General features: G+C 70.9%; 23 protein-coding genes. 13 read left to right on the forward strand and 10 right to left on the reverse strand.

Going from position 1 to position 22,398, the window contains the following annotated elements; genetic code table 11:
* The first annotated feature begins 4 nt into the window (after window positions 1-4).
* From ACQPXM_RS03755 to ACQPXM_RS03785, 7 genes are all read left to right on the forward strand, one after another.
* Window positions 5-1,312 (forward strand): SWIM zinc finger family protein, encoded by a 1,308-nt coding sequence (locus tag ACQPXM_RS03755; RefSeq protein WP_432944759.1) that lies wholly within the window; start codon window positions 5-7, stop codon window positions 1,310-1,312.
* Window positions 1,309-2,700, forward strand: coding sequence for a DUF5691 domain-containing protein (locus ACQPXM_RS03760; RefSeq protein WP_432944761.1), 1,392 nt, complete (start codon window positions 1,309-1,311; stop codon window positions 2,698-2,700). The genes ACQPXM_RS03755 and ACQPXM_RS03760 overlap by 4 nt, the downstream gene beginning before the upstream one ends.
* Entirely contained in the window at window positions 2,697-3,779 is a 1,083-nt protein-coding gene (locus tag ACQPXM_RS03765; RefSeq protein WP_432944763.1) for an ATP-binding protein, read from the forward strand. The genes ACQPXM_RS03760 and ACQPXM_RS03765 overlap by 4 nt, the downstream gene beginning before the upstream one ends.
* A complete protein-coding gene (locus tag ACQPXM_RS03770; RefSeq protein ID WP_432944765.1) occupies window positions 3,779-5,968 on the forward strand; it encodes a DUF5682 family protein in 2,190 nt (729 codons plus the stop codon). The genes ACQPXM_RS03765 and ACQPXM_RS03770 overlap by 1 nt, the downstream gene beginning before the upstream one ends.
* Window positions 5,968-7,122 carry a VWA domain-containing protein gene (locus ACQPXM_RS03775; RefSeq protein ID WP_432944767.1) on the forward strand — a complete coding sequence of 385 codons (1,155 nt, stop codon included), beginning with the start codon at window positions 5,968-5,970 and terminating at the stop codon, window positions 7,120-7,122. Before ACQPXM_RS03770 ends, ACQPXM_RS03775 begins: the two co-directional genes overlap by 1 nt.
* Window positions 7,123-7,130: 8 nt before the next feature.
* Window positions 7,131-7,562 carry a GNAT family N-acetyltransferase gene (locus ACQPXM_RS03780; protein WP_432944769.1) on the forward strand — a complete coding sequence of 144 codons (432 nt, stop codon included), beginning with the start codon at window positions 7,131-7,133 and terminating at the stop codon, window positions 7,560-7,562.
* Window positions 7,563-7,676: 114 nt separating this feature from the next.
* A complete protein-coding gene (locus ACQPXM_RS03785) occupies window positions 7,677-7,970 on the forward strand; it encodes a hypothetical protein (RefSeq protein WP_432944771.1) in 294 nt (97 codons plus the stop codon).
* Between the two features lie 13 nt (window positions 7,971-7,983).
* Here ACQPXM_RS03785 and ACQPXM_RS03790 read toward each other — a convergent pair whose 3' ends face one another.
* The 3 genes from ACQPXM_RS03790 to ACQPXM_RS03800 all read right to left on the reverse strand — a co-directional run bounded on the left by ACQPXM_RS03790 (window position 7,984) and on the right by ACQPXM_RS03800 (window position 9,920).
* Window positions 7,984-8,325: a YciI family protein gene (locus ACQPXM_RS03790; RefSeq protein ID WP_432944773.1), complete on the reverse strand. Its 342-nt coding sequence runs from the start codon at window positions 8,323-8,325 to the stop codon at window positions 7,984-7,986.
* Between the two features lie 10 nt (window positions 8,326-8,335).
* Complete coding sequence (locus ACQPXM_RS03795; RefSeq protein WP_432944775.1) at window positions 8,336-9,301, reverse strand: aldo/keto reductase; 966 nt, start codon at window positions 9,299-9,301, stop codon at window positions 8,336-8,338.
* A 166-nt stretch (window positions 9,302-9,467) separates the two neighbouring features.
* Window positions 9,468-9,920, reverse strand: a complete 453-nt coding sequence (locus tag ACQPXM_RS03800) for an SRPBCC family protein (protein WP_432944777.1) — start codon at window positions 9,918-9,920, stop codon at window positions 9,468-9,470.
* Window positions 9,921-10,016: 96 nt separating this feature from the next.
* On the opposite strand from ACQPXM_RS03800, the gene ACQPXM_RS03805 reads away from it, so the two are divergent.
* The gene (locus ACQPXM_RS03805) at window positions 10,017-10,604 is read left to right on the forward strand and encodes a TIGR03086 family metal-binding protein (RefSeq protein WP_432944779.1); all 588 of its coding nucleotides are present in this window, start codon (window positions 10,017-10,019) and stop codon (window positions 10,602-10,604) included.
* On the opposite strand, the gene ACQPXM_RS03810 is transcribed toward ACQPXM_RS03805, so the two are convergent.
* A complete protein-coding gene (locus ACQPXM_RS03810; protein ID WP_432950937.1) occupies window positions 10,573-11,781 on the reverse strand; it encodes a hypothetical protein in 1,209 nt (402 codons plus the stop codon). The two genes, ACQPXM_RS03805 and ACQPXM_RS03810, sit on opposite strands and share 32 nt — an antisense overlap.
* A complete protein-coding gene (locus ACQPXM_RS03815) occupies window positions 11,765-12,814 on the reverse strand; it encodes a glycosyltransferase family 2 protein (RefSeq protein WP_432944781.1) in 1,050 nt (349 codons plus the stop codon). The genes ACQPXM_RS03810 and ACQPXM_RS03815 overlap by 17 nt, the downstream gene beginning before the upstream one ends.
* Window positions 12,815-12,884: 70 nt before the next feature.
* On the opposite strand from ACQPXM_RS03815, the gene ACQPXM_RS03820 reads away from it, so the two are divergent.
* Window positions 12,885-13,448, forward strand: coding sequence for a TetR/AcrR family transcriptional regulator (locus ACQPXM_RS03820; RefSeq protein ID WP_432944783.1), 564 nt, complete (start codon window positions 12,885-12,887; stop codon window positions 13,446-13,448).
* Window positions 13,445-14,308 carry an LLM class F420-dependent oxidoreductase gene (locus ACQPXM_RS03825; protein WP_432944785.1) on the forward strand — a complete coding sequence of 288 codons (864 nt, stop codon included), beginning with the start codon at window positions 13,445-13,447 and terminating at the stop codon, window positions 14,306-14,308. Before ACQPXM_RS03820 ends, ACQPXM_RS03825 begins: the two co-directional genes overlap by 4 nt.
* Here the strand turns inward: ACQPXM_RS03825 and ACQPXM_RS03830 are convergent.
* Complete coding sequence (locus ACQPXM_RS03830) at window positions 14,295-15,317, reverse strand: LacI family DNA-binding transcriptional regulator (RefSeq protein ID WP_432944787.1); 1,023 nt, start codon at window positions 15,315-15,317, stop codon at window positions 14,295-14,297. The two genes, ACQPXM_RS03825 and ACQPXM_RS03830, sit on opposite strands and share 14 nt — an antisense overlap.
* Window positions 15,318-15,449: 132 nt before the next feature.
* Between ACQPXM_RS03830 and aceB the strand changes: the two genes are divergently transcribed.
* The gene (gene aceB / locus ACQPXM_RS03835; RefSeq protein WP_432944789.1) at window positions 15,450-17,021 is read left to right on the forward strand and encodes a malate synthase A; all 1,572 of its coding nucleotides are present in this window, start codon (window positions 15,450-15,452) and stop codon (window positions 17,019-17,021) included.
* On the opposite strand, the gene ACQPXM_RS03840 is transcribed toward aceB, so the two are convergent.
* The 4 genes from ACQPXM_RS03840 to ACQPXM_RS03855 form a co-directional block, all read right to left on the reverse strand.
* The gene (locus ACQPXM_RS03840; protein ID WP_432944791.1) at window positions 17,003-17,662 is read right to left on the reverse strand and encodes a Rid family hydrolase; all 660 of its coding nucleotides are present in this window, start codon (window positions 17,660-17,662) and stop codon (window positions 17,003-17,005) included. The genes aceB and ACQPXM_RS03840 overlap by 19 nt on opposite strands.
* The gene (locus ACQPXM_RS03845) at window positions 17,659-19,239 is read right to left on the reverse strand and encodes a flavin monoamine oxidase family protein (RefSeq protein ID WP_432944793.1); all 1,581 of its coding nucleotides are present in this window, start codon (window positions 19,237-19,239) and stop codon (window positions 17,659-17,661) included. The genes ACQPXM_RS03840 and ACQPXM_RS03845 overlap by 4 nt, the downstream gene beginning before the upstream one ends.
* Before the next feature lie 137 nt (window positions 19,240-19,376).
* The gene (locus ACQPXM_RS03850; protein WP_432944795.1) at window positions 19,377-20,180 is read right to left on the reverse strand and encodes a S1 family peptidase; all 804 of its coding nucleotides are present in this window, start codon (window positions 20,178-20,180) and stop codon (window positions 19,377-19,379) included.
* A 47-nt stretch (window positions 20,181-20,227) separates the two neighbouring features.
* Window positions 20,228-21,193: an iron-containing redox enzyme family protein gene (locus ACQPXM_RS03855; protein ID WP_432944797.1), complete on the reverse strand. Its 966-nt coding sequence runs from the start codon at window positions 21,191-21,193 to the stop codon at window positions 20,228-20,230.
* Between the two features lie 67 nt (window positions 21,194-21,260).
* Between ACQPXM_RS03855 and ACQPXM_RS03860 the strand changes: the two genes are divergently transcribed.
* Window positions 21,261-21,467: a CDGSH iron-sulfur domain-containing protein gene (locus ACQPXM_RS03860; RefSeq protein WP_432944799.1), complete on the forward strand. Its 207-nt coding sequence runs from the start codon at window positions 21,261-21,263 to the stop codon at window positions 21,465-21,467.
* A gap of 95 nt (window positions 21,468-21,562) precedes the next feature.
* Entirely contained in the window at window positions 21,563-22,327 is a 765-nt protein-coding gene (locus ACQPXM_RS03865; protein WP_432944801.1) for a GAF and ANTAR domain-containing protein, read from the forward strand.
* Window positions 22,328-22,398: the final 71 nt, after the last annotated feature.

Consider the following 22,398-nt stretch of genomic DNA (forward strand, 5'->3'; position numbering starts at 1 on the left):
CGTCGTGGGGCCTTGGGATGAGGAGCAGGTGCTCGCTCTGGCGCCTGATCCTGCCTCCGCCAAAGCAGGGCAGGCCCAGGCGCGGGTGACCAAGTGGTCCGACGCGGGGAGCTCGGAGCACGCGCTGTGGGGATACTGCCAGGGCAGTGGCAAGCAGCCGTACCAGACGACGGTCGACCTGAGCGGTCCGGCCTTTCGCTGCTCCTGCCCGAGCCGGAAGTTTCCGTGCAAGCACGCGCTCGGCCTGATGCTGCTCTGGGCCGCCGGAGCGTTGCCCACGGCGGACGAGCCCGAGTGGGTCGACAAGTGGCTGGCCGAGCGCAGCACGCGGGCCGAGCGGGCGGCGGAGCGCGCCGAGAAGAAGCCGGGCGAGGTCGCTGATCCGCTGGCGGCCCAGGCCCGTGCCTCACGCCGAGCCGATCGGGTGTCGGCGGGCATGGCCGAGCTTGAGGCGTGGCTGGACGACCAGGTACGCCGGGGGCTCAGCGGGTTCGAGCAGCGTGGCTATGAGGAGCTGAGCCGACTGGCCGCGCGGATGGTCGACGCGCAGGCGCCAGGCGTCGCGGGCGCCGTACGGCGTGCTGCTGGCGTGGTGGGGCGGGGACACGGGTGGCCGGGGGAGCTGCTGGAGGAGCTGGCGCTGATCCACCTGACCGTGTCGGCGCACAGCCGACTGGCCGAGCTGCCGCCGTCGATGGCCGACACCGTGCAGACCCGGATCGGGTGGACCGTCGAGACGGCTCGGGTCCAGGCCGAAGGCGAGAAGGTCGAGGACGACTGGCTGGTGCTCGGTCGTGTCGTCGAGCCGGACGACCGGCTCACCGTACGCCGTTTGTGGTTGCGTGGGGCAACGACCGGGCGGCTGGCGCTGATCCTCGCGTTCGCGCCCGGTGGTCGTCGCCTGGATCCGTTGCCGGCCCGTCCCGGCGAGCTGGTCCCGGCCGTCTTGTCCTTCTATCCCGGCGCTCTTCCGCTCCGCGCCCTGCTGACCCAGACCGCTCCACGTCTGCCCGGTTCACGGCCCGCCGGGCTGACCGCCCGCCAGGCGCTGGCCTCGTACGTGGAGTCGCTGTCGGCAGACCCCTGGAACGAGCGCTGGCCCCTGGTCCTGCAGAATGTCCGCCCGGCCCGCAACGGCGCGAACTGGGCTCTGGTGGACACAGCGGGAGACGCCCTGGAGCTGCTCCCGGTGGATCCCTGGAAACTGCTCGCTGTCTCCGCGGGCGGTCCGCTGACCGTTGCCGGTGAGTGGAACCGGGCCGGCTTCCGTCCGATGACCGTCTGGGACGGCGATCGAGCGGTGATCCTGTGAGGGGCTGGGACGGGCTGGTGTCCTCGGCGCTGCTCGGCACCGACCGTCGGCCACCAACATTCGAAGACCTTCCGCCGGCGGTCCGCGAGCAGCTGTCGGACGACGCAGGCCTGCTGGACGCGGCCGCGTTGGCGACGCTCTACAAACGGGCCGGACGCCTTCCGCTGCGAGGGATCGAGCCGTTGCCGGTCGCCGAGGGCGAGGACCGGCCGTTGCCCCGGCCGAGCGCGATCCGGCGGCTGACGGCGATGGTGGCCGGGTTCCAGACGGCCGCGCTCGGAGAGTGGTTGCGGATCGCGGAGGCGAAGGGCTGGGGGATCCCACCAGAGCACCTGCCGGCGTTGGCGGACTACGCGCGCGGACGAGCGGAGTACCGGCCGCTGGTGATCGCGGCCGCCGGGCGGCGTGCCGCCTGGCTGGCCGAGCTGAATCCGGAGTGGCGGTTCCTGCACGAGGCGGTGAGCGACAACCCCGAGCTGTGGACCCACGGGAACTCGCTGCAGCGGCGCGCGTGGTTCAGGCGGCTGCGCGAGCGGGACCCGGCCGCTGCGTTGGAGGCGCTGCGGGAGGTGTGGCCGACCGAGAGCGCTGCGACTCGGTTGGAGTTCCTGGGTGCGCTCAAGGCGGGGCTGAGCGGAGCGGACGAAGAGTTCCTCGAGGCGGCACTCGACGACAGGTCGAAGGACGTTCGCCGGTTGGCGGCTGAGCTGCTGGCGCGCATCGAGGGCTCGCAGTACGGCGTACGGATGGCTGAGCGGGTAGCGGCGCACCTGACCGAGTCCCACGGAGTGCTGGCCGTGACTCTGCCGCAGCGCGTCACCAAGGCGATGGAGCGGGACGCCGTCGATCCGCAGGCACACCCCGGGCTCGGCCGCAGAGCTTGGTGGCTCAAGCAGTTGGTGGCGGCGGCTCCGCTGCCGGCTCCCGATGTCCTGCAGTTGCCGGTGGAAGGCGTTGCTGCCGAGGTATTGCAGGCTGCCTGGGCGGAAGCGGCCGTCCGGGAGCAGAACGCCGAGTGGGCCCGGGCCCTGCTGCGCAGCGATGCCTCCACCGACGGCCGGACGTCCGAGCTGCTCAGGGTGCTGCCGGAGGAGGAGTGGCCCGCCGCCATCGAGCACCTGCGCACGACCACCGACCTGTCCGAGCTGGTCGGCGGACTGCCCGTCCCCTGGCCGGCGCCGCTCGCCGTACTGGTGCTGGACCTGCTCAGCAAGGCCGGCACCGCCAGGAGCTGGGCACGGCTGGCCAGCATCGCCGCCCGCGCCGTACCGCCTGAAGCCCTGCACCATCCGATCACCCGCGAGCCGACCGGCGAGGAAGACACCTGGCGCCTGCGGCTGGTGGAGACCTTGAACTTCCGTCGCGAGATGTACGAGGAGCTGTCATGACCACAACCGCCGTGATGCGGCCGCACGCCGAGGACGAGTACGCCGGTGAGCTGGCCGCTCTGGCGGCGACGGACGATCGGGTCCGGCCACCGGCGTGGCAGCTGTCGCCCGCGGCCGTCGTCACCTACCTGCTCGGCGGTAAGGCCGGCGACACCGAGATCTCGCCCAAGTACGTCGGCCCCCGCCGCCTGATCGAGGTGGCCGTCGCGACGCTGGCCACCGACCGGGCCCTGCTCCTGCTCGGCGTCCCCGGTACGGCGAAGACGTGGGTCAGCGAGCACCTGGCCGCGGCGATCTGCGGCGACTCGACCCTGCTCGTCCAGGGCACCGCCGGTACGGCGGAGGAAGCGATCCGCTACGGCTGGAACTACGCCCAGCTGATCGCGCAGGGCCCGAGCGAGGCCGCGCTGGTCCCGAGCCCGGTCCAGCGCGCGATGGCCGAGGCGAAGATCGCCCGGATCGAGGAGCTGACCCGGATGCCGTCCGACGTGCAGGACGCGCTGATCACGATCCTGTCGGAGAAGTCGCTGCCGATCCCGGAGCTGGCCGGCGAGATCCAGGCCCGCAAGGGCTTCAACGTGATCGCCACCGCGAACGACCGCGACAAGGGCGTCAACGAGCTGTCCAGCGCGCTGCGGCGCCGGTTCAACACCGTCGTCCTGCCGCTGCCGGACTCCGCCGACGACGAGGTCGAGATCGTCTCCCGCCGGGTCGCGCAGCTCGGCGCCTCGCTGGAGCTGCCGCCGCAGGACAGCGCGCTGGACGAGATCCGCCGCGTCGTCACGGTCTTCCGCGAACTGCGCTCGGGCCGGACCGAGGACGGCCGGACCGCGGTCAAGTCACCGTCCGGCACGCTGTCGACCGCCGAGGCGATCAGCGTGGTCACCGGAGGTCTCGCGCTGGCCGCACACTTCGGAGACGGCGTACTGCGCTCGTACGACGTGGCCGGCGGCATCCTCGGCGCGGTGGTCAAGGACCCGTCGGCCGACCGGGTGGTCTGGTCGGAGTACCTGGAGACCGTGGTCCGCGAACGCGACGGCTGGTCGGACTTCTACCGGGCGTGCCGGGACCTGAGCTGATGTCCGTCCACCTGTTCGGGATCAGGCACCACGGACCGGGCTCGGCCCGGGCGCTGGTGGCTGCCCTGGCGGACCTGCAGCCGGACATCGTGCTGATCGAGGGACCGCCGGAGGCCGACAAAGTGGTCGAGCTGGCCGCGGATCCGGAGATGGTCCCGCCGGTCGCCTTGCTGGCCTATGCGGTCGACGACTCGACGCGCGCTGCGTTCTGGCCGTTCGCGGTGTTCAGCCCGGAGTGGCAGGCGATCCGCTTCGCGCTGGCCGGCGGCGTACCGGTGCGGTTCTGCGATCTGCCGGCGGCGCTGATGTTCGGGTCGTCGGAGCGGGAGCGCGGGTCGTCGATCGATCCGCTCGCCACACTCGCCGCGGCCGGCGGATACGACGATCCCGAGCGCTGGTGGGACGACGTGATCGAGCACCGGCGCGACGGCGCCGAGCCGTTCACGGTGATCGCGGAAGCGATGGGCGAGCTGCGCCGCGACGAGCAGGCGACCGGACGGGAGGCCCAGCGCGAGGCGTACATGCGGCAGACGCTGCGCAAGGCGATCAAGGAGGGCTTCGAGCGGATCGCCGTCGTCTGCGGTGCCTGGCATGTCCCGGCGTTGACCTTGCCGTTGCCCCCGGCAACGCATGACGCGCGGATCCTGAAGGGCCTGGCGAAACGCAAGGTGGCCTGCACTTGGGTGCCGTGGACGCACAGCCGGCTGGCCAACGCGAGTGGGTACGGCGCGGGCGTGACCTCACCGGGCTGGTACCACCATCTGTTCACCGCGCCCGACCAGATCACCACCCGCTGGCTGACCAAGGTCGCGCGGGTGCTGCGCGACGAGGACCTGCCGGTGTCGAGCGCGCACGTGATCGAGGCGGTCCGGCTGGCGGAAACCCTTGCCGCGTTGAGAGAACGGCCGCTCGCCGGGCTCAGCGAGATGACGGAGGCGACGCGCGCCGTACTGTGTGGCGGGAACGACGTCCTGCTGGAGCTGGTCACGCGGGAAGCGGTCGTCGGTGAGCTGCTGGGGACCGTGCCGGGTGACACGCCGCAGGCGCCGGTGGCGGCGGATCTGGCCGCGCAGGCCCGACGGCTGCGGCTGAAACGGGACCCGGCCGAGCGGGTGATCGACCTGGATCTGCGCAAGGACAACGACCGGGAGAAGTCGCAGCTGCTGCACCGGTTGGGGATTCTGGGCATCGACTGGGGAGTGCCGACCTCGGACGACCGGCGTTCACAAGGCACGTTCCGGGAGATGTGGAAACTGGCCTGGGATCCGGGACTCGAGGTCGACCTGGTGGCCGCGGGAGCGCACGGTACGACGGTGGTCGGCGCGGCGACGACGAAGATGCTCGCGGCCGCGGCGGAGTCGTCGACGCTGGCCGAGGTGACATCCGCGCTGGAGCGGTCCCTGCTCGCGAACCTGGCCGACGCCCTGCCGGCGTTGCTCGCGGGCGTCGACACCCGGGCGGCGAAGGACGCCGACGTCGGGCACCTGATGGCCGCGCTGCCGGCGTTGGCGCGCTCGGCGCGGTACGGCGACGTCCGGGGCAGCGACACCGCCGGACTGGCCGCGGTCGCCGAACGGATGGTGGCCCGGGTCTGCGCCGGACTCGGGCGGACGGTGCACGGGCTGGATCCCGATGCGGCGGCGTCCGTGCTGGAGCTGATCGACGGCGTACAGGATGCGACGGCGTTGCTGTCGGAGGAGTCGCGGGAGATCTGGCTGCGCACGTTGGAGGGGCTGAGCGACCGGGCGTCGGTGCCGCCGCTGATCGCGGGACGGTTGACGCGGCTGATGCTCGACACGTCGCGGGTCGACTCCGGAGAGGTCGCGCTGCGGTTGGGGCGCGCGCTGTCGCCGGGAACCGCGACGATCGAGGCGGCCGGGTACGTCGAGGGGTTCCTGGCCGGCGGCGGGTTGCTGCTGGTGCACGACGAGCGGTTGCTGGGGCTGGTCGACGGGTGGCTGGCGGGGATTCCGGACGAGGCGTTCCTGGAGGTGCTGCCGTTGCTGCGCAGGACGTTCGGGACGTTCGCGAAGCCCGAGCGGCGATCGATCGCGGATCGGGCCCGGGCGCTGGGTGGTGCGACCCAAGTAGTTGCCGTAGACGATGATCTGGACGCCGAGCTGGCGGCTTCGGTGCTGCCGACCGTCGCTCGGCTGCTGGGTCGCCCGACGACGTTGGTGGAGGTCTGATGGCCGACGACGAACGGCTGCGGCGATGGCGGATGGTCCTGGGCAGCGAAGCGGATCCGGAGACCGGCACCTCGTTGTCGAAGACCGACCAGTCCGTCGACGCGGCACTGGCCGCCCTGTACGACGCGGAGCGCGGTGAGCCCGGGACCAAGCGCTCGGCCGGGCTCGGGTCGTCGGCGCCGCGGGTCGCGCGGTGGCTGGGCGACATCCGCGGGTACTTCCCGAGTTCCGTCGTCCAGGTGATGCAACGGGACGCGGTCGAGCGGCTCGGCATCACCCGGATGCTGATGGAACCCGAACTGCTGAACGCGGTCGAGCCCGACGTCCACCTGGTCAGCACGTTGCTCGCGCTGAACGAGGTGATGCCCGAGGAGACCAAGCAGACCGCGCGCGAGGTGGTCGGCCGGGTGGTCGCCGACCTGGAGAAGCGCCTCGCCGAACGGACCCGCGCGGCCGTCACCGGCGCGCTCGACCGGGCCGGGCGAACCGCGCGGCCGCGGCACTCCGACATCGACTGGGACCGGACCATCCGGATCAACCTCAAGCACTTCTCGCCGGCGCTCGGCACGATCGTCCCGGACCGGCTGGTCGGTTACGCCCGGCGCAACCACAGCGTCCAGCGCGACATCGTGCTGGCGATCGACCAGTCCGGCTCGATGGCCGAGTCGGTCGTCTACGCGAGCGTGTTCGGCGCCGTACTGGGCTCGCTGCGCACGTTGCGGACCAGCCTGGTCGTCTTCGACACGGCGGTCGTCGATCTGACCGACCAGCTGGAGGATCCCGTCGACGTCCTGTTCGGCACGCAGCTCGGCGGCGGCACGGACATCAACCGCGCGCTCGCGTACTGCGAAACGCTCGTCGCGCGTCCCGCCGAGACCGTCCTGGTCCTGATCAGCGACCTGTACGAAGGCGGCAACCGCGAGGAGCTGCTACGCCGTACCCGCTCGCTGGTCGAGTCCGGAGTCCAGGTCGTCGCCCTGCTCGCCCTGGCCGACTCCGGCGCCCCCTCGTACGACGCCGACAACGCGGCCGCCTTCGCGGACCTCGGCATCCCGACGTTCGCCTGCACCCCGGACCTGTTCCCCGACCTGATGGCCACCGCCATCCGCCGCGAGGACATCACCCAGTGGGCCGCGACGAACCTCTCGGATTGAATGGGCCGATGGAGATCACCGGCATCCGCCCCGACGAGTACGCCGAGGCGACGCGGATCTGGGAGGCGTCGGTCCGCGCGACCCACGACTTCGTCACCGAGGCCGACCTGGATGTGTTCCGCCCGCTGGTCGCCGCGTCGTTCGGGCAGCTCGAGCACCTGGCCGGGCTCCGGGACGACGACGGCCGGTTGCTCGGATTTGCCGGAGCGACGGCGGGCAAGCTGGAGATGCTGTTCCTGGCCCCGGAAGCCCGCGGGCGGGGTGGTGGGACGTTGCTGCTGGATCACGCGCGACGGGTCTTCGGCGTGACGGCGGTCGACGTGAACGAACAGAACCCGCAGGCGGTCGGTTTCTACCTGCACCACGGGTTCACCGTCTCCGGGCGGTCCGAGCGGGACGGCACCGGCAAGCCGTACCCGCTGCTGCACCTGACCATCTAGTTGCTTCGAGCAACGTCTTCGGGGTCTGATCCCGGCCGGCCTGCTGCCCTTGAGCTGATCGCGCGACTGTGCTTCACTATAGTCACTATTCTTGACCATCAGGGAATGTGACTTATGACTGCTGTCGAGCTGACCCGCTTCAAGGTTGCCGCCGAGAAGACCGGCGAGCTGCTGGCCGCGCGACCCGGCATGCTCGCCGACTTCGCCGCCGATCGCCAGGGCTTCCTGTCCGCGCGCCTCGTCCAGCTCCCGGATGGCGAGTGGCTCGACATCGTCGAGTGGGCGACCAGCGAGGACTTCGCCACCAGCCGGGCCAAGGGGCCGAACCTGCCGGGCATCGCCCGTTTCTTCGCGGCGATCGACTCCCTCGTCTCCGCCGAGGAAGGCGTGCTCGCCGAAGCCCAGTGAGCCGGCCGCCGGGTCAGTCGGCGAGCTGGAGGATGTCGATCTCGGTGCCGGGGTCGACTTCGGCGAAGCGCAGGGCCCACTGGACGGCCTCGTCGCGGGAGTTGACGCGGATGATCGACAGGCCGGCGATCAGTTCCTTCGTCTCGGTGAACGGGCCGTCGAGCACCCGGGGTGAGCCGTCGGGGAACGTGATGCGCGCGCCGTGGGCGCTGGGCAGCAGACCGTCGGCACTGAGCAGTACGCCGGCCTGGCGCATCTCCTCCAGCACCTCGTCGGCGCGGGCGAGCATCGCCGGATCCGGCGCCTGGCCGGCCTCCAGTGCGTCGTTGGTCTTGTGCAGCAGCGCGAACCGCATCGGCACCTCCTCAGCTCGACCGTAGCGGGATCAGCTCGGCCTTTTCCAGCGCCCGCCAGTACTCCGGGGCAATGGACTGATCGAGATAGCCGGCCACCTCGGTGATCTCCGCCGGAGTCCGCGCGCCGACGACCACCGCCGGAATGTCCGGATGTGCCAGTGGGAACTGCAGTGCGGCGGCCGGCAGCGGTACGCCGTACCGATCGCTGATCGCGCGGAGCTGGTCCAGGCGTGCGGCGGCCTCCGGTGACAGCGGGGGATAACCGACCGACGGCCGCGACGCCGCGAGCGGTCCGCCCTGGAAGACTCCGGCGCCGATGATCGAGACGCCGAGCTGGTGCGCCAGCGGCAGCAGCTCGACCGTGGCCGACTGGTCGAGCAAGCTGTAGCGCCCGGCCAGCAGAACGCAGTCGGGCGTCGTCGCCGCCTCGCGCAGGAACCGCGCCGCGACATCGGCATGGTTGATGCCGAGCGACAGCGCGCGGATCGTGCCCCGGTCGCGCAGCTCGACCAGCGCGCGGAGGGCCGAGGTCGAGGCGGCCGCGAAGTCGAGCTCCGGGTCGTGGATGTGCAGGATGTCGACCCGGTCGATGCCCATCCGCTGCAGGCTGTCCTCGAACGAGCGCATCACCGCGTCGTAGGAGTAGTCCAGGCGCGGGCCGATCCCGGGCGGTGGCTCGGCCCAGATCGGTTGGAGGTCGGTCCCACCTGGTTCGAGCAGGCGGCCGACCTTCGTGCACAGCACGTAGTCGTCACGCGGCCGTCCGCGCAGGCCGAGGCCGGCTCGCTGCTCGGACAGCCCGTACCCGTAGACGGGTGCGGTGTCGAACAACCGGATCCCCAGCTCCCAGGCGCGGTCGATGGTCGCCACGGCCTGGGACTCCGGCACCGGCGCGAACATCCCCGCCAGCGACGCCAGTCCCAGCCCCAGCCGGCTGACCTTGAGTCCACTCCGGCCAAGCTCCACCATCCGCATGGCACCGACCATAGAAGCCCCCGCCGACACTCCGGAGGAAGTGTCGGCGGGGTGGGGCACACCGGCCGCGCATCCGCGGCGGGTGTACACCTCAGCCAGGCACGCTGGTCACCACCGCGTACCGGCACAGCCGGGCGCGCCGGTCACCTCGGCGCGCCGGCGAACCTCAGCGCGGGACGTCGCCCCGCCACGCTCCGGTCTCGCTGCCGCGGGACTCGATGAACGACTTGAACCGCTGCAGATCGCCCTTGACCCGGCCCTCCACGACGCCGAGCTTGTCGCCGACCTTCTCCAGGAAGCCCTCGGGGTCGATGTCCATCTGGGCGGTCACCCGGGTCTTGGCCGGCTCGAGCTGGTGGAAGGTGATCACACCGGCGTGCTGCGGCCCGGAGTCGGACTTCCAGGCGACCCGCTCGTCGGGGTGCTGCTCGGTGATCGTGGCGTCGAACTCACGGGTCTGGCCGCCGACCTTGGTCACCCAGTGGGTGTGGGTGTTGTCGAGCTGCCGGACCTGCTCGACCCCTTCCATGAACTGCGGGAAGGACTCGAACTGCGTCCACTGGTTGTACGCCGTCGTGACCGGGACGTCGACGTCCACCGACTGCGTAATGCCACCCATCACTGACCTCCTCGTTGCTGTCTGAGTTCTCCCGGTACCCGCATCGTCGCGGTCTAGACCTTCCGATTCACCGCGCGCCGGTGGCAGGGTGGGCGGATGGAAGAGATCGCCGATCGCTACCGCCGGCGCGCCGCGGAGTTCGAGCGCAAGATCGCCGCCGTACCGCCGGACGCCTGGTCCAACCAGTCACCGTGCGCACAGTGGACCGCCCGGGATGTCGTTGATCACGTCGTCGCGATGCACGGCGTCATGCTGGGCCCTGGTGGCGGCTCGTTCGGCACGCAGGTGCGCGACGATCCGCTGCGTGCGTTCCAGGAGGCGCGGGCGGCGGTGCAGGAAGTGCTCGACAACCCCGAACTGGCGGGTCAGGAGGCCGACACCCCGACGGGCAAGCTGACCGCTGAGCAGCACATCGACCAGGTGGTCAGCGACGACCTGGTCCTGCACGGTTGGGACCTGGCCCGCGCGACCGGCCAGGACGAGACGATGGACCCGGACGACGTCGAGCGCCTCTGGCGCAGTACGACGTCCATCCCGGCCGAGATGATGGAGCGCTACCGCACGCCGGGCGCCTTCGGCCCCGGGATCGAGGTCTTCGGCGCGGAGGTCCCCGTTCCGGCCGATGCGCCGCTGCAGGACCGGCTGCTCGGCCTTATCGGGAGGGATCCTTCAGTACGGCGCTGAGCTGGTCGGCCGCGTAGTACACCGAGCTGTCCGCGCACACCGGCGCCTCGTCGAGCCGGGCCGCCAGCGTCGCCGCGTCGGCAGCCAGGATGGCGTCGCCGAGATCGACGACGGGCTGCAGGTACTCGTGTCCGGGAAGCTCGGCCACCGCCGTACGGCAGCCCAGCGCCATCCCTTCGAACAGCGCCGTCGTCGAGACACCGACCTGGTACGCCGCCGCGCGCTGCAGCTCGACGGTCGACTCCGCCGATCCCGCCGACACCCGGACCTTGCTGTCCGGCGGCAGCCGGTAGTCGGTCAGGTGCTCGCTCGGGTGCAGCCGGAACACGACGTCCAGCTCCGGGCGGGCCGCCGAGAACGCGACCGCGAAGTCCAGCAGCGCCGGCCCGATCGTGCCCTGCGACAGGAACAGCACCTGCTCGCCGATCTTCAGCGCCGGATCGGCCGGCGGCAGGAACGGCGCTCCGATCACCGCGGTCGCCATCCCCGCCGGCAGTTCGGCGACCGTCGTCCAGTACGAGCCGAAGCACCACAGCTCGTCCGGCTGGTCGGGCACCACCGGGCTGCCGGGATAGCTGTAGCCGAGGTGGTACGGGCTGATCGCGCCGTGCTGCAGCTCGACCACCGGTACGCCGAGGTCGCGGGCCGCGCCGGTGATGTGCTGGTGGAAGTACGACACCACGGAGTACACGGTCTTGATCCGGTGCCGCCGCAGCAGTGCGCGGTAGAGCGTGCGCAGCCGCAGGTGCTTGGGGATCTCGCGCGCGACCAGGGCGCCGATCGGGACCTTGACGCCGGTCAGCGCCTCGAGCGCGTTGGCGATCGTGGTGGCCCGGGCGTCGACCGAGCGGCTGCGGACCGCGCCGGCGGCGGAGGTGAAGAAGTCCAGGTTGCGGCTGCCGGCCAGCGGGGTCCCGTTGATGCCCGAGTCCAGCACCAGCGCCGACGACCCGAGCTCGGTGCGCAGCTTGTCGGTGTAGATCTCGATGCCGGCCGGTTTGCGCGGGTGCGGCACCACCAGCGCGTCGTACGTGCCGGAGGCCAGGAACGGGTTCTTGCCGACCACTCCGGCGACGTGTTTGCCGACCAGCCGGGCCTTGTCCGAGCGGGTCCGGCGGACCGGGTGCGGCTCGCCGTGGATACCGGCGCGCTTGGTCAGCTCATGGAAGACGCGCATCCGGATGATCGGCCACGGGTGGGCGCCCTGGATCCGCCAGCTCAGCAGATCCAGCTCCTTCTCCAGCTGCCAGATCGCGTGGCACAGCGTCGCCACCGTCGGTGTGGTGCCGTTCCCGGTACTCGTCATGGTTGATCCCTACTATGCCCGCGAGGCTGCCGATGCCCGAGAAGAACCGGCGAACGGCCTTCAGCAGATAGGTCTTGCGTACGAGCACCAGACCGGCCAGGCCGTAGACGAAGGCCGATCCGATCCGCGCCAGAGCATAGGCCAGCGCTGTCAGCTTGCTGGCCACGCCCGGCCGGATCAGCACCCGGGAGATGCTGTCGCCGCTGCCGGACCGGAAGGCGCGCCGGACCAGCCAGCGCAACGTCGTCCGGGAGGCCGGCACGTCCTCGGTGATCCGCGCCTCCTCGCACCACACGATCCGGAATCCGGCCTGGTGCACGCGCAGGAAGAAGTGCAGGTCGCTCGACCCGGTGAACCGGAACGCCGGGTGGAAGGCCGGCGTGACCTGGTGGTAGACCTTCTGCGCGACCAGGGTGTTGTTCGTGTACGCCTTGTTCAGCACGTCGCCGGTCTTGTGCTTGCCGGTCGAGTCGTGCACGTCGCTGTAGCGGTTCCAGGCCGGGGCGTCCGGCGGGAGAGTGCCCTGGACGGGACCGGTGACGACGTCCGCGCCGGTGCTCTCCCAGGCGCCGAGCAGCGTCGCCAGCCAGCCCGGCGGCGCGACCTCGTCGTCGTCCACGAAGATCAGCGCGTCGTCGTCCCAGCACAGCTGCACCGACTTCTCCCGGGCGAACGGGATCCCGGGCTCCGGTTCGATCGCGGAGTCCACCGGGTACGGACCGGTCGCTGCTGCGGCAGCGATCACCTCAGCCGCCGAACCTGCTGCGTCGTTGTCCACCACGACGATCCGGACGGCGTAGTCGCTGTCCGCGGGCAGCTCCTGGGCCTGCAGGCTGTCCAGCAGGCCTTTCAGCAGCTCGGGTCGCCGGAAGGTGATCACGGCGATCGCGACGGAGATGCTCATGCCGACCGAGACTAGCGGTCGGGCTGCCGCCGAGGCCATTCCGCCTGTACCTCTGAGTACAGTGGATCAAGTGGAGACAGTGGAGCGGTTGATCCGGAGCACGCAGCAGCTGCTCTGGGAGCGGGGTTACGTCGGGACCAGCCCGAAGGCGATCCAGGCCGCGGCCGAGGCCGGCCAGGGCAGCATGTACCACCACTTCACCGGCAAGGCCGAGCTGGCCAAGGCGGCGATCGAGCGGTCCGCCGCCGAGCTCACCGCGGCCGCCGAGGAACAGCTCGCCGGTCCCGGTACGGCGGTCGAGCGCATCACCCGCTACCTGCGCCGCGACCGCGACGTCCTCAAGGGCTGCCAGATCGGCCGCCTCACCGCCGACCCGGACGTGATGGCCGACCCCGCTCTGCGCGCCCCCGTCGACGCCGCCCTGCGCCGGATCCGCGAGCGCCTCGCCGAGATCCTTGCCGAGGGCAAACAGTCCGGCGAGTTTCCACCGTCTCTCGACCCGGCCGCCACCGCCGCCACCATCGCCGCCGTGCTGCAAGGCGGCTATGTGCTCGCCCGGGCCGCCGCCGACGACGAACCGTTCGAGCAGGCCGTGTCAGGAATCGTCCAACTACTGCGAGGAGTAGCCCTGTGAGGATCGGTGCCGTCTTTCCCCAGCTCGAGATCGGTAGTGACCCGGCCGTCGTACGGGCCTGGGCGGAGACCGTCGAGTCGGCCGGGTACACGCACGCGCTGGCCTACGACCATGTGCTCGGGGCGAGTCCGGAGCACCGGCCGGGCTGGACGGGGTACACCGACAAGTCCTTGTTCCACGAGGTTTTTGTGCTGTTCGGCTATCTCGCCGCGGTGACCACCGAGCTGGAGCTGGTCACCGGGGTGGTGATCCTGCCGCAGCGGCAGACCGCGCTGGTCGCCAAGCAGGCGGCGGAGGTCGACGTGCTCAGCGGCGGCCGGCTGCGGCTCGGCGTCGGCATCGGCTGGAACCAGGTCGAGTACGACGCCCTCGGCGTTCCCTTCAAGCAGCGCGGCGCCAAGCTGGAGGAGCAGGTCGACCTGCTGCGCAAGCTCTGGGCCGACCCGGTGATCTCGTACGACGGGAAGTTCCATCAGGTCGAGGAGGCCGGCCTCAACCCGTTGCCCGGGCGCCGGATCCCGATCTGGTTCGGCGGTTCGGCCGAGGCCGTGCTGCGCCGTACCGGGGAGATCGGCGACGGCTGGATGCCGCAGAGCGCACCCGACGACGAGGCCCGCGCCGCCGTCGAGCGAGTCCGCCGGTACGCCGTGGAGGCGGGCCGCGACCCGGCCGGGATCGGCTTCGAGGCGCGCCTCGGCCTCGGCCGCCTGCCCGACGCGGACTGGCCGGGGTTCGTCCGGGGCTGGCGCGAGATCGGCGCGACGCATCTCGGCGTCAACACGATGGGCATGGGCCTGAAGTCCCCGGCCGACCACGCCGCCGTCCTGCGCGACGTACTGCCGTTGCTCAAGGAGAGCTGACCCTCGCGGGGGTGTTGGCGGTCGAGCCGCGAACGGCCAGCGGGCAGGGCAGCGTGACGATCTCGGTCGGGCGGTCCGGCTCGGCGATCCGGCGGCGGAGCAGTTCGATCCCGGTCGCGACGATCCCGGGCACCGGCTGCTCGACCGACGTCAGGTCGAACGCCTCCCACCCGGCCAGTTCGGTGTTGTCGTAGCCGATCACCCAGAGGTCGTCCGGCACCCGGACGCCGAGCGACCGCGCGCCGTCGAGGATCCCGAACCCGAGCAGGTCGGTCAGCGTGAACAGCGCGGTCGGCGGTTTACGGGCCGACAGCAACTTCCGTGCGGCCGCGTGACCGGAGGCGTGCGACACCCCGGCGGTGACCACGTTGCGCGCTCTGAGCTGTACGCCGGCGTCGGCGAGCGCGGCGCGGAAACCACGCTCGCGATCGCGCGAGGTGTTGCCGGTGTGTTCGAGCCGCACCAGCCCGATCTCGGTATGGCCCGCCTCGACCAGGTACCGGCCGGCGTCGTACGCGCCCTGCCGGTCGTCACCGACGACCTGGTCGCAGTCCAGCCCGTCGATGCCGCGGTGCAGCAGGATCGTCGGGGTGCCGGAGTCGAGCGCCATCGTGTGCAGCGGTGAGGCGTACGACGCCGACGTCACGATGAAGCCGTCGACCAGGCGCTGCTGCAGGATCGTGCCGAGCGACTCCGGCTGCTCGTGCTCGATGTTCCACAGGATCATGTGCAGGCCGGCCGCGCTGAGCCCCCGGCCGATCTCGTCCAGCAACTGGGCGTGGAACGGGCTGGTCACCCGGGTCACGAACACCCCGATCGAGCCGGTCCGGCCGGTTTTCATCGCGCGGGCCAGCGCGTTCGGCGTGTAGTTGGCCTCCTCGAGCACCCGCAGTACCCGGGCCCGGGTCTGCGGGGTGACCTTCGGGCTGTTGGTCAGGACCCGCGAAACGGTCGCCTGCGACACCCCGGCCAGCCGCGCCAGGTCCTTGCTGGTGAGCGGACGACTCATCCCGCCTCCCTCGTCGTCGGACCCGCACCCTACTGAACAGTTCGGTTCCTCGCCGCCGGACAGCCGCCCGAAGTTGTGCACTACGGTCGAGACGAACCGGATCACCGACCGGCGTCGAGGAGAGGAGCTGTTGTGGCAGTCGAGGTCACCGGACCGAAACACGAGCGGTACGACGAGATCCTCAGCGAGCGGGCGCTAGAGCTGATCGAGCGGCTGCACCGCGCGCTGAACCCCCGCCGCCTGGAGCTGCTGGAACGGCGCCGGGCGCGGATCGCGGAGATCTCCGCGGGTGGGTCGCTCGGCTTCCTGGCCGAGACCGCCGCGGTGCGCGAGGACCCGGACTGGCGGGTGGCCGACCCGGCGCCCGGGCTGGTCGACCGCCGGGTCGAGATCACCGGCCCGACCGACCGGAAGATGACGATCAACGCGCTGAACTCCGGCGCGAAGGTCTGGCTGGCCGACCACGAGGACGCCAACACCCCGCTGTGGGAGAACGTGATCGGCGGCCAGCTCAACCTGCTCGACGCGATCACCCGCAAGATCGACTTCACCAGCGAGGCCGGCAAGTCGTACGCGCTGAAGCCGGACGACGAGCTGGCCACGATCGTGGTCCGGCCGCGTGGCTGGCACTTGCCGGAGAAGCACCTGCTGGTCGACGGGGAGCGCACGTCGGGCTCGCTGGTCGACTTCGCGCTCTACCTGACCGCGTGCGGGCAGCTCCAGCTCGACCGCGGGCAGGGGCCGTACTTCTATCTGCCGAAGATGGAGTCGCATCTCGAGGCGCGGCTGTGGAACGACGCGTTCGTGCTGGCCCAGGAGTTCCTCGGCATGCCGCGCGGCACGATCCGGGCGACGGTGCTGATCGAGACCTTCCCGGCGGCGTTCGAGATGGACGAGATCCTGTACGAGCTGCGCGAGCACTCGGCCGGGCTGAACGCCGGGCGCTGGGACTTCATGTTCAGCGTGATCAAGACCTACCGCGACCGCGGTGCCGACTTCGAGCTGCCGGACCGCAACTCGGTCACGATGACGGTGCCGTTCATGCGCGCCTACACCGAGCTGCTGGTCCGGACCTGCCACCGGCGCGGCGCGCACGCGATCGGCGGGATGGCGGCGTTCATCCCGAGCAAGGACCCGGCGGTCAACGAGCAGGCCTTCGCCAAGGTCGAGGCGGACAAGAAGCGCGAGGCCGCCGACGGCTTCGACGGCTCGTGGGTCGCCCACCCGGGCATGGTGGAGACCTGCCGGGCGGCCTTCGACGAGGTGCTCGGGTCCGCTCCGAACCAGCTGGGCAAGCTGCGCGAGGACGTCTCGGTCACCGCCGACCAGCTGCTCGACATCGCCGCGACGCCCGGCGAGGTGACCGAGGCCGGCCTGCGCAACAACGTCAGCGTCGCGATTCAGTACCTCGCCGCCTGGCTGCGCGGCACCGGTGCCGTCGGCATCTTCAACCTGATGGAGGACGCCGCCACCGCCGAGATCTCGCGTTCGCAGATCTGGCAGTGGCGGCGCAACGGCGTCGTCCTGGACACCGGCACCACGGTGACCACCGAACTCGTCACCGCCATCGCCGACGAGGAGATCGCCGAGCTCGGCGACGATCCGGCCGCCTACGCCGAGGCCCGGCAGACCTTCCTCGACGTGGCGACCGCCGACGAGTACGTCGACTTCCTCACCCTGCCCGCCTACGAGCGCATGCCGTAGGCGGCGTCGACCTCCACCTCGACCAGCCAGCCGCCGACCGGCAGGTTCTCGATCTCGAGGGCGAAGCGGGACGGGCGCGCCTTGTTGACCACGAACGGTTTCGCGGGCGCGGCCGTCCCGAGCGGGACCGGGACGAACTTGCCGGTGGTCAGGTCGGTGTTGGCGAAGTACTGGCGGTAGGCGCGGTTCCAGCCGGCGAAGTCGGCCGCGGTGGCGCCGGCCGGGTTCTGCAGGAAGACCCGCATCGTGTAGACGTCGTCGTAGGTCAGGCCGGCCGCTTGGAGGTTCTCCCCGATCCGGCGCAGCACGTTGATGCCCTGGGCTTCGGTGATGGTGACTCCGGCCGGCAGGGTGCCGCCGGGGAAGACCGCGGTGTCGATGTACGACGCCTCGCTGCCCGCGGGGGCGGCGGTGTTCAGCGCCGACGGGCCGAGGCCGGAGGTCTTGTAGATGGCGGTGTTCGCCCCGATGCCGACGCCGCTGGCGATCATCGGGTTGGCCTGACCGGCCGGCAGCGCCGGGACGACGGTGCCGGGGCGTGGCGGTTTCGGCCGGTCCCACCAGCCGGCGGCGGTGGACGCGCCCGCGGTGAAGGTGAGGGCGACGACGGCGAACCCGGCGAGCAGCTTGCGTTTTTTCATCGGCTGGTCACTCTCGTGTGCAGGGCGGTCACGGTCGCCCGGGCGGACACCATCGCGCCGTGCTGCCAGGCGATGGCGTGGCTGAGGTGGTCACCGGCGAAGTAGATGTTGCCGGTGGCATCGAGCAGGTCGGCGTACGTGCCGTCGGTCTGGGACGTCCAGCCGACCCAGGCGCCGCGGGAGTACTCGGTCCCGGCCCAGTCGACCGAGAACGACGCCTTGACCTGCCGGCGGTACACGTCGCCGTGGATCTTGGCGCCCTGGCTCAGCGCCCGGTCCAGGCGCGCGGCTGGGCTCAGTGCGCCGTACGCCGTGGCGTTGGCGCCGGTGTTGTAGTAGCCGATCAGCGTGCCGCGCTCACCGTGGAAACCGGTGGACGGGTACCAGGTGTTGACCAGGTCGAGGTTGCTGTTGGTGATGCCGCCGTAGATCCGGTGGTCCTGCTCCCACCAGCGCCGGGAGTACTCGATGCCGATCTTGCCCGCGTTCGTCGGCCGGGCGTAGCGCAGCGCGGCGAGCACGTTCGCGGGCAGGTTGGACGGAACGGTCGCGGCGATGTGCGGCGGCAGCGCGCAGATCGCGAAGTCGGCCTTCAGCTCCCGCGGCCGGGACCCGGTGCTGTAGACGACGGTGACGCCCTGGGTGGTGTTGCGCAGTCCGAGCACCTGGGCGCCGTAGACGAACTTCTCCCGGCCGATCGCCCGCTCGAACGCGTACGGGATGCGGTCCATCCCGCCGACCGGCTGGAACATCATCATCGCCTGGTCCCAGCCGAACTCGAACGAGAAGTAGTTGCCGACCCCACTGGCCAGCACGTCACTCAGCCCGTACGGCGCGGCCGTAGTGCCGCCCTCGAGTCCGGCGCCCGGCTCGACGACGTACCCGCGCCGGCCGTCGGTCCCCGTGTAGGCGAAGCCGTCGGCCTTCGCGCCGATCGCACCGAAGCTGCGCAGGAAGCTGATCAGCGCGTCCTTGTCGGTCGCGGTCAGGGCCGAGTCGAGCGCGCCCTGGTCGGTGGCCTTGGCGAGCAGTTCGGAGACGTAGCCGTAGACGTCCGCCTTGGCGGTGCGGTGCCGGATCGGCTTGTTGGACAGGGCGGTGGTGCCTTCGCGGTACAGGTAGGCGTCGGCGTTCTGGTTGACGAACGGCTCGATCGCGACGCCGAGCTCGCGGCAGTAGTCCAGCGTCACGTGGTGCTGCGGGATCCGGCCGGGCCCGGCGTTCATGTACTGCCCGGAGGAGAACCGCGCCCGCTGGGTGTGGCCGTGCAGGTCCTTCTCCTCGGTCCCGTCACGGACCGTCCAGTTCCGTCCGCCGGGCCGTTTGCGGGCTTCGAGCAACGTCACCTGGTACCCGGCCTTGCCGAGCTCGTACGCGGCGGTCAGGCCGGCGATGCCCGCACCGAGGATCACCACGTGCTTGCGGCCGCGGCCGGCCAGTTCGATCCGCGCCGGGGCGGCGTACGCGGGGGTGTCGGCGGCGCCGGCCAGGCCGAGCGCACCCATCGCGGAGTACATCACGCCGGCGCCGCCGGTGACACCGACTTGCTGGAGGAACTGCCTCCTGGTCTGGGCCATACCGTCTCCTCACTGAGCAGCTCTGGGGGTAGCTGCTCAGGAAGGTAGTCAGTGGCCGTTTCGCCGCTATATCGGTTCAGTGACCGGCCCGGATCGGACCGGTCAGTATTGTTACCGGCTGACGAACCTGTTGCGAATCACTTGCCGAACTGGGCTTTCAGTGCTGCGGCGGCGGGAGCGATCTCGGCGTAGACGCCGGGGTAGCCGGCCTGGGCGCAGCCCTTGCCCCAGGAGACGGTGCCGAGCAGGCGGCCGTTGAGGACCAGCGGGCCACCGGAGTCGCCCTGACAGGCGTCCTTGCCACCCTTCAGGTAGCCCGCGCAGATGTTGTTCGCGGCGGCGTACCCGTTGCCGACGTACTCCTCGTTGGCCAGGCAGGTGGCGTCGCCGAGGTCCGGCACAGCCAGCTTGTGGAAGGTGTCGTCGGGTCCGGTGCCCTGCGTGTCACCCCAGCCGAACACGGTCGGCACGACGCCCTTGCGGTCGGCCTTCGGGTTGGTCTCCAGTGCGATCAGCGGAACGCCGGTGATCGGGGTGCTCAGGGTGAGAACGGCGAAGTCGTTGCGGTTGAGCTTGGTGTCGTAGCCGGGGTGGATCCAGACCTTGCTGACCTCGGAGGTGCGGCCCGCCGAGCGGTCCATCAGCTCGGCGCGGCCCTGGACGACGGTGTAGGTCCCGATCGGCTTGGTCATGCAGTGCGCTGCGGTCAGCACCTTGTTCGGCCGGACCAGCGCGCCGCCGCACCAGCGGCCGCTGGAGTTCGACGACCGCGAGTTGGTGACGGCAACCGCCCAGGGCGCCTCCGACAGCGCGGCGAGCGTGCCGCCGACGATCAGACTGCGGTCCGTGCTCTCCTGTCCAGGCTGGTGCGTCGCTGCGGTCGCCACCCCGGAAATGGTGAGGACCAGTACGCCGGCAATCGCCACGGCTCGCTTCATCATGCGACGAACCTACTCTCCGTGTGCGTCCGATTGCGAACCGCGACACGTCAGCTGGCGACCAGCCCTTTCTGCTCGACGCCCCACCCGCTCAGCAGGTGCTCGGCAACCAGGTTGTCCAGTGTCAGGCAGCAACTCGCCCCGAACAGGATGTCGCCGACCGCCTCAGGGTGCTGTTCGGCGTACTTGCCGCACAGGTCGTGGGCGGCGATCTGCTCGTGCACGGCGTCGGCCTCGACGTGCTCGGTGAAGTAGCGGGCCTGCTCCTCGGTCGCGCCCAGGCGGACGGCGCCGCTGGCGTACCGGCGGTTCGGCGTCGTGGAGGTCATCTCCAGGGCCGCCAGATGGCCGAGCAGCGCGCCGGTCCAGCGGCGGTGCAAGGCGAACAGCGACATCGCGTTGGACAGCGCCAGCGTGACGCCGGGCACCTGGGACACGTAGTGGCCGTAGGTGTCGTTCAGGCCGAGCCAGCGCATCGTCGTACGGAACAGTTCGGCGTGCATGCGCTCGGGCCGGCCGCCGCCGTACTCGTCGGCCTGGATCTCCACCAGGGCGGCCTTCACGGCGCCGTCCAGGCGGGGGATGCCGTAGCTGTGCGGGTCGGCCTCCTTGAGCTGGTAGACCGAGCGGTTGAGCACGAACTCGCGGAACTGCCCGAACGTCGCGTGCCGGTGCAGGTACGCCGCCAGCGAGGGCCCGTCGTCGGCGTCGATCAGGGCGCGCAGCTGGGTCGCGACCGGTTCGGTTGCCGAGGGCTCCGGCGCGCACAGCGCCTGCAGCCACTCGGTCCACACCTGCTCGAGCTCGGCCCGGAAGGTGAGTAGTCCGGTGTCCCACTCGGCGTCCGGCGGGGCTTCGGCGAAGCCGCGGTAGTGCAGTTCGTAACAGCACCACAGCGCGAGCTGGAAGTCGTCGTCGGTCGGGCTGCCGAGGGGCCGCGGGGCCGGACGCCTGACGCCGCGTAGGTGGTCGATCACCCATCCGCTGAGGGGCCCGCGAGGGGGTGGAAGCTGCATTCAGTGCTCCTTTGAACTGTCTCGGCCGTCCGGTACCCGGGGTCATGCCGGTGGGTACCGGGAGTGCATGAACGACTCCGAGACGGTGATCCGTGCCTATCCCGACGGCCCGCTGCTGGTCCGGGGCGATTTCGCCCTGCTGGACGAGGACGGCCGGGAGATCACGCCCGAGCGCGGCACCATCGCCTTGTGCCGCTGTGGCCGGTCGGCGCTCAAACCGTTGTGCGACGGCAGTCACACGCTGGCTCGCCGGGGTCCGCGCCCAGGGAACTGATCTCTGCGCTGCTCTGCTTTTTCCGGCCCCGTGCGGCACACTTGCGGGGTAGGCCGACCTTTGGGGGGATCGGCGTCGCCGGGAGGAGGTCCACGATGGAGTCGGTACCACTGGAAGCAGAGCGTGGCGAGCAGCCGCCGCTGCAGCAGTTGGCAGATGTGATGGCCGACGTCGCCGCGTCGATCCAGGCGCCGATGGATCTGGACCAAGCGCTGCAGGTGATCACCCGTGGTGCCGTCGAGACGGTGCCAGGGATCGTCGAGGCGAGCATTTCGCTGACCCGCAAGAACGGCCGGATCGAGACGCTCGCGCCGACCGGTCCGCTGGCGATCCGCGCCGACCACCTGCAGTACGAGCTGCAGGAGGGGCCCTGCCTGGACGCCGCGCTGGGTGAGCCCGTGGTGATGGTCGGTGACCTGGCCACCGACCCCCGCTGGCCCGACTTCGGCCCGAAGGCGGCAGCTCTCGGCCTGGGCGCCCACCTGGCCTTCCAGTTCAACGCCGAGCCGCACACCCGCGGAGCGCTCAACCTGTACTCCACCGAGCCGTACGGCATCGACGACGACTCGGTGCACCTGGCCAGCCTGTTCGCCGGCCAGCTCGCGGTGGCGATGGGCTGGGCCAAGCAGGACGAGACGATGTCGCAGGCGCTGGCCACGCGCAACGTGATCGGTCAGGCGGTCGGCATCGTGATGGAGCGGTACACGCTCGACGCGGACCGTGCCTTCGCCTTCCTGGCCCGGCTGTCGCAGTCGGGCAACGTCAAGCTCCGCCAGGTCGCGACCAGCTTGGTCGAGGCGGCCAACGCGAAGTCACAGGCGAACCACCAGGACCGCCGCAACGGCGCGAGCAAGCCCTAGCCGCTCCCGCCTGCTCAGCCGCTCGTGCCGGGACGGTGAGCCACGGCCGCTGACGTGAAAACCGCACCCGG

Origin of the sequence: Kribbella sp. CA-253562 (assembly GCF_050942265.1) — a bacterium.
GTDB lineage: Bacteria > Actinomycetota > Actinomycetes > Propionibacteriales > Kribbellaceae > Kribbella.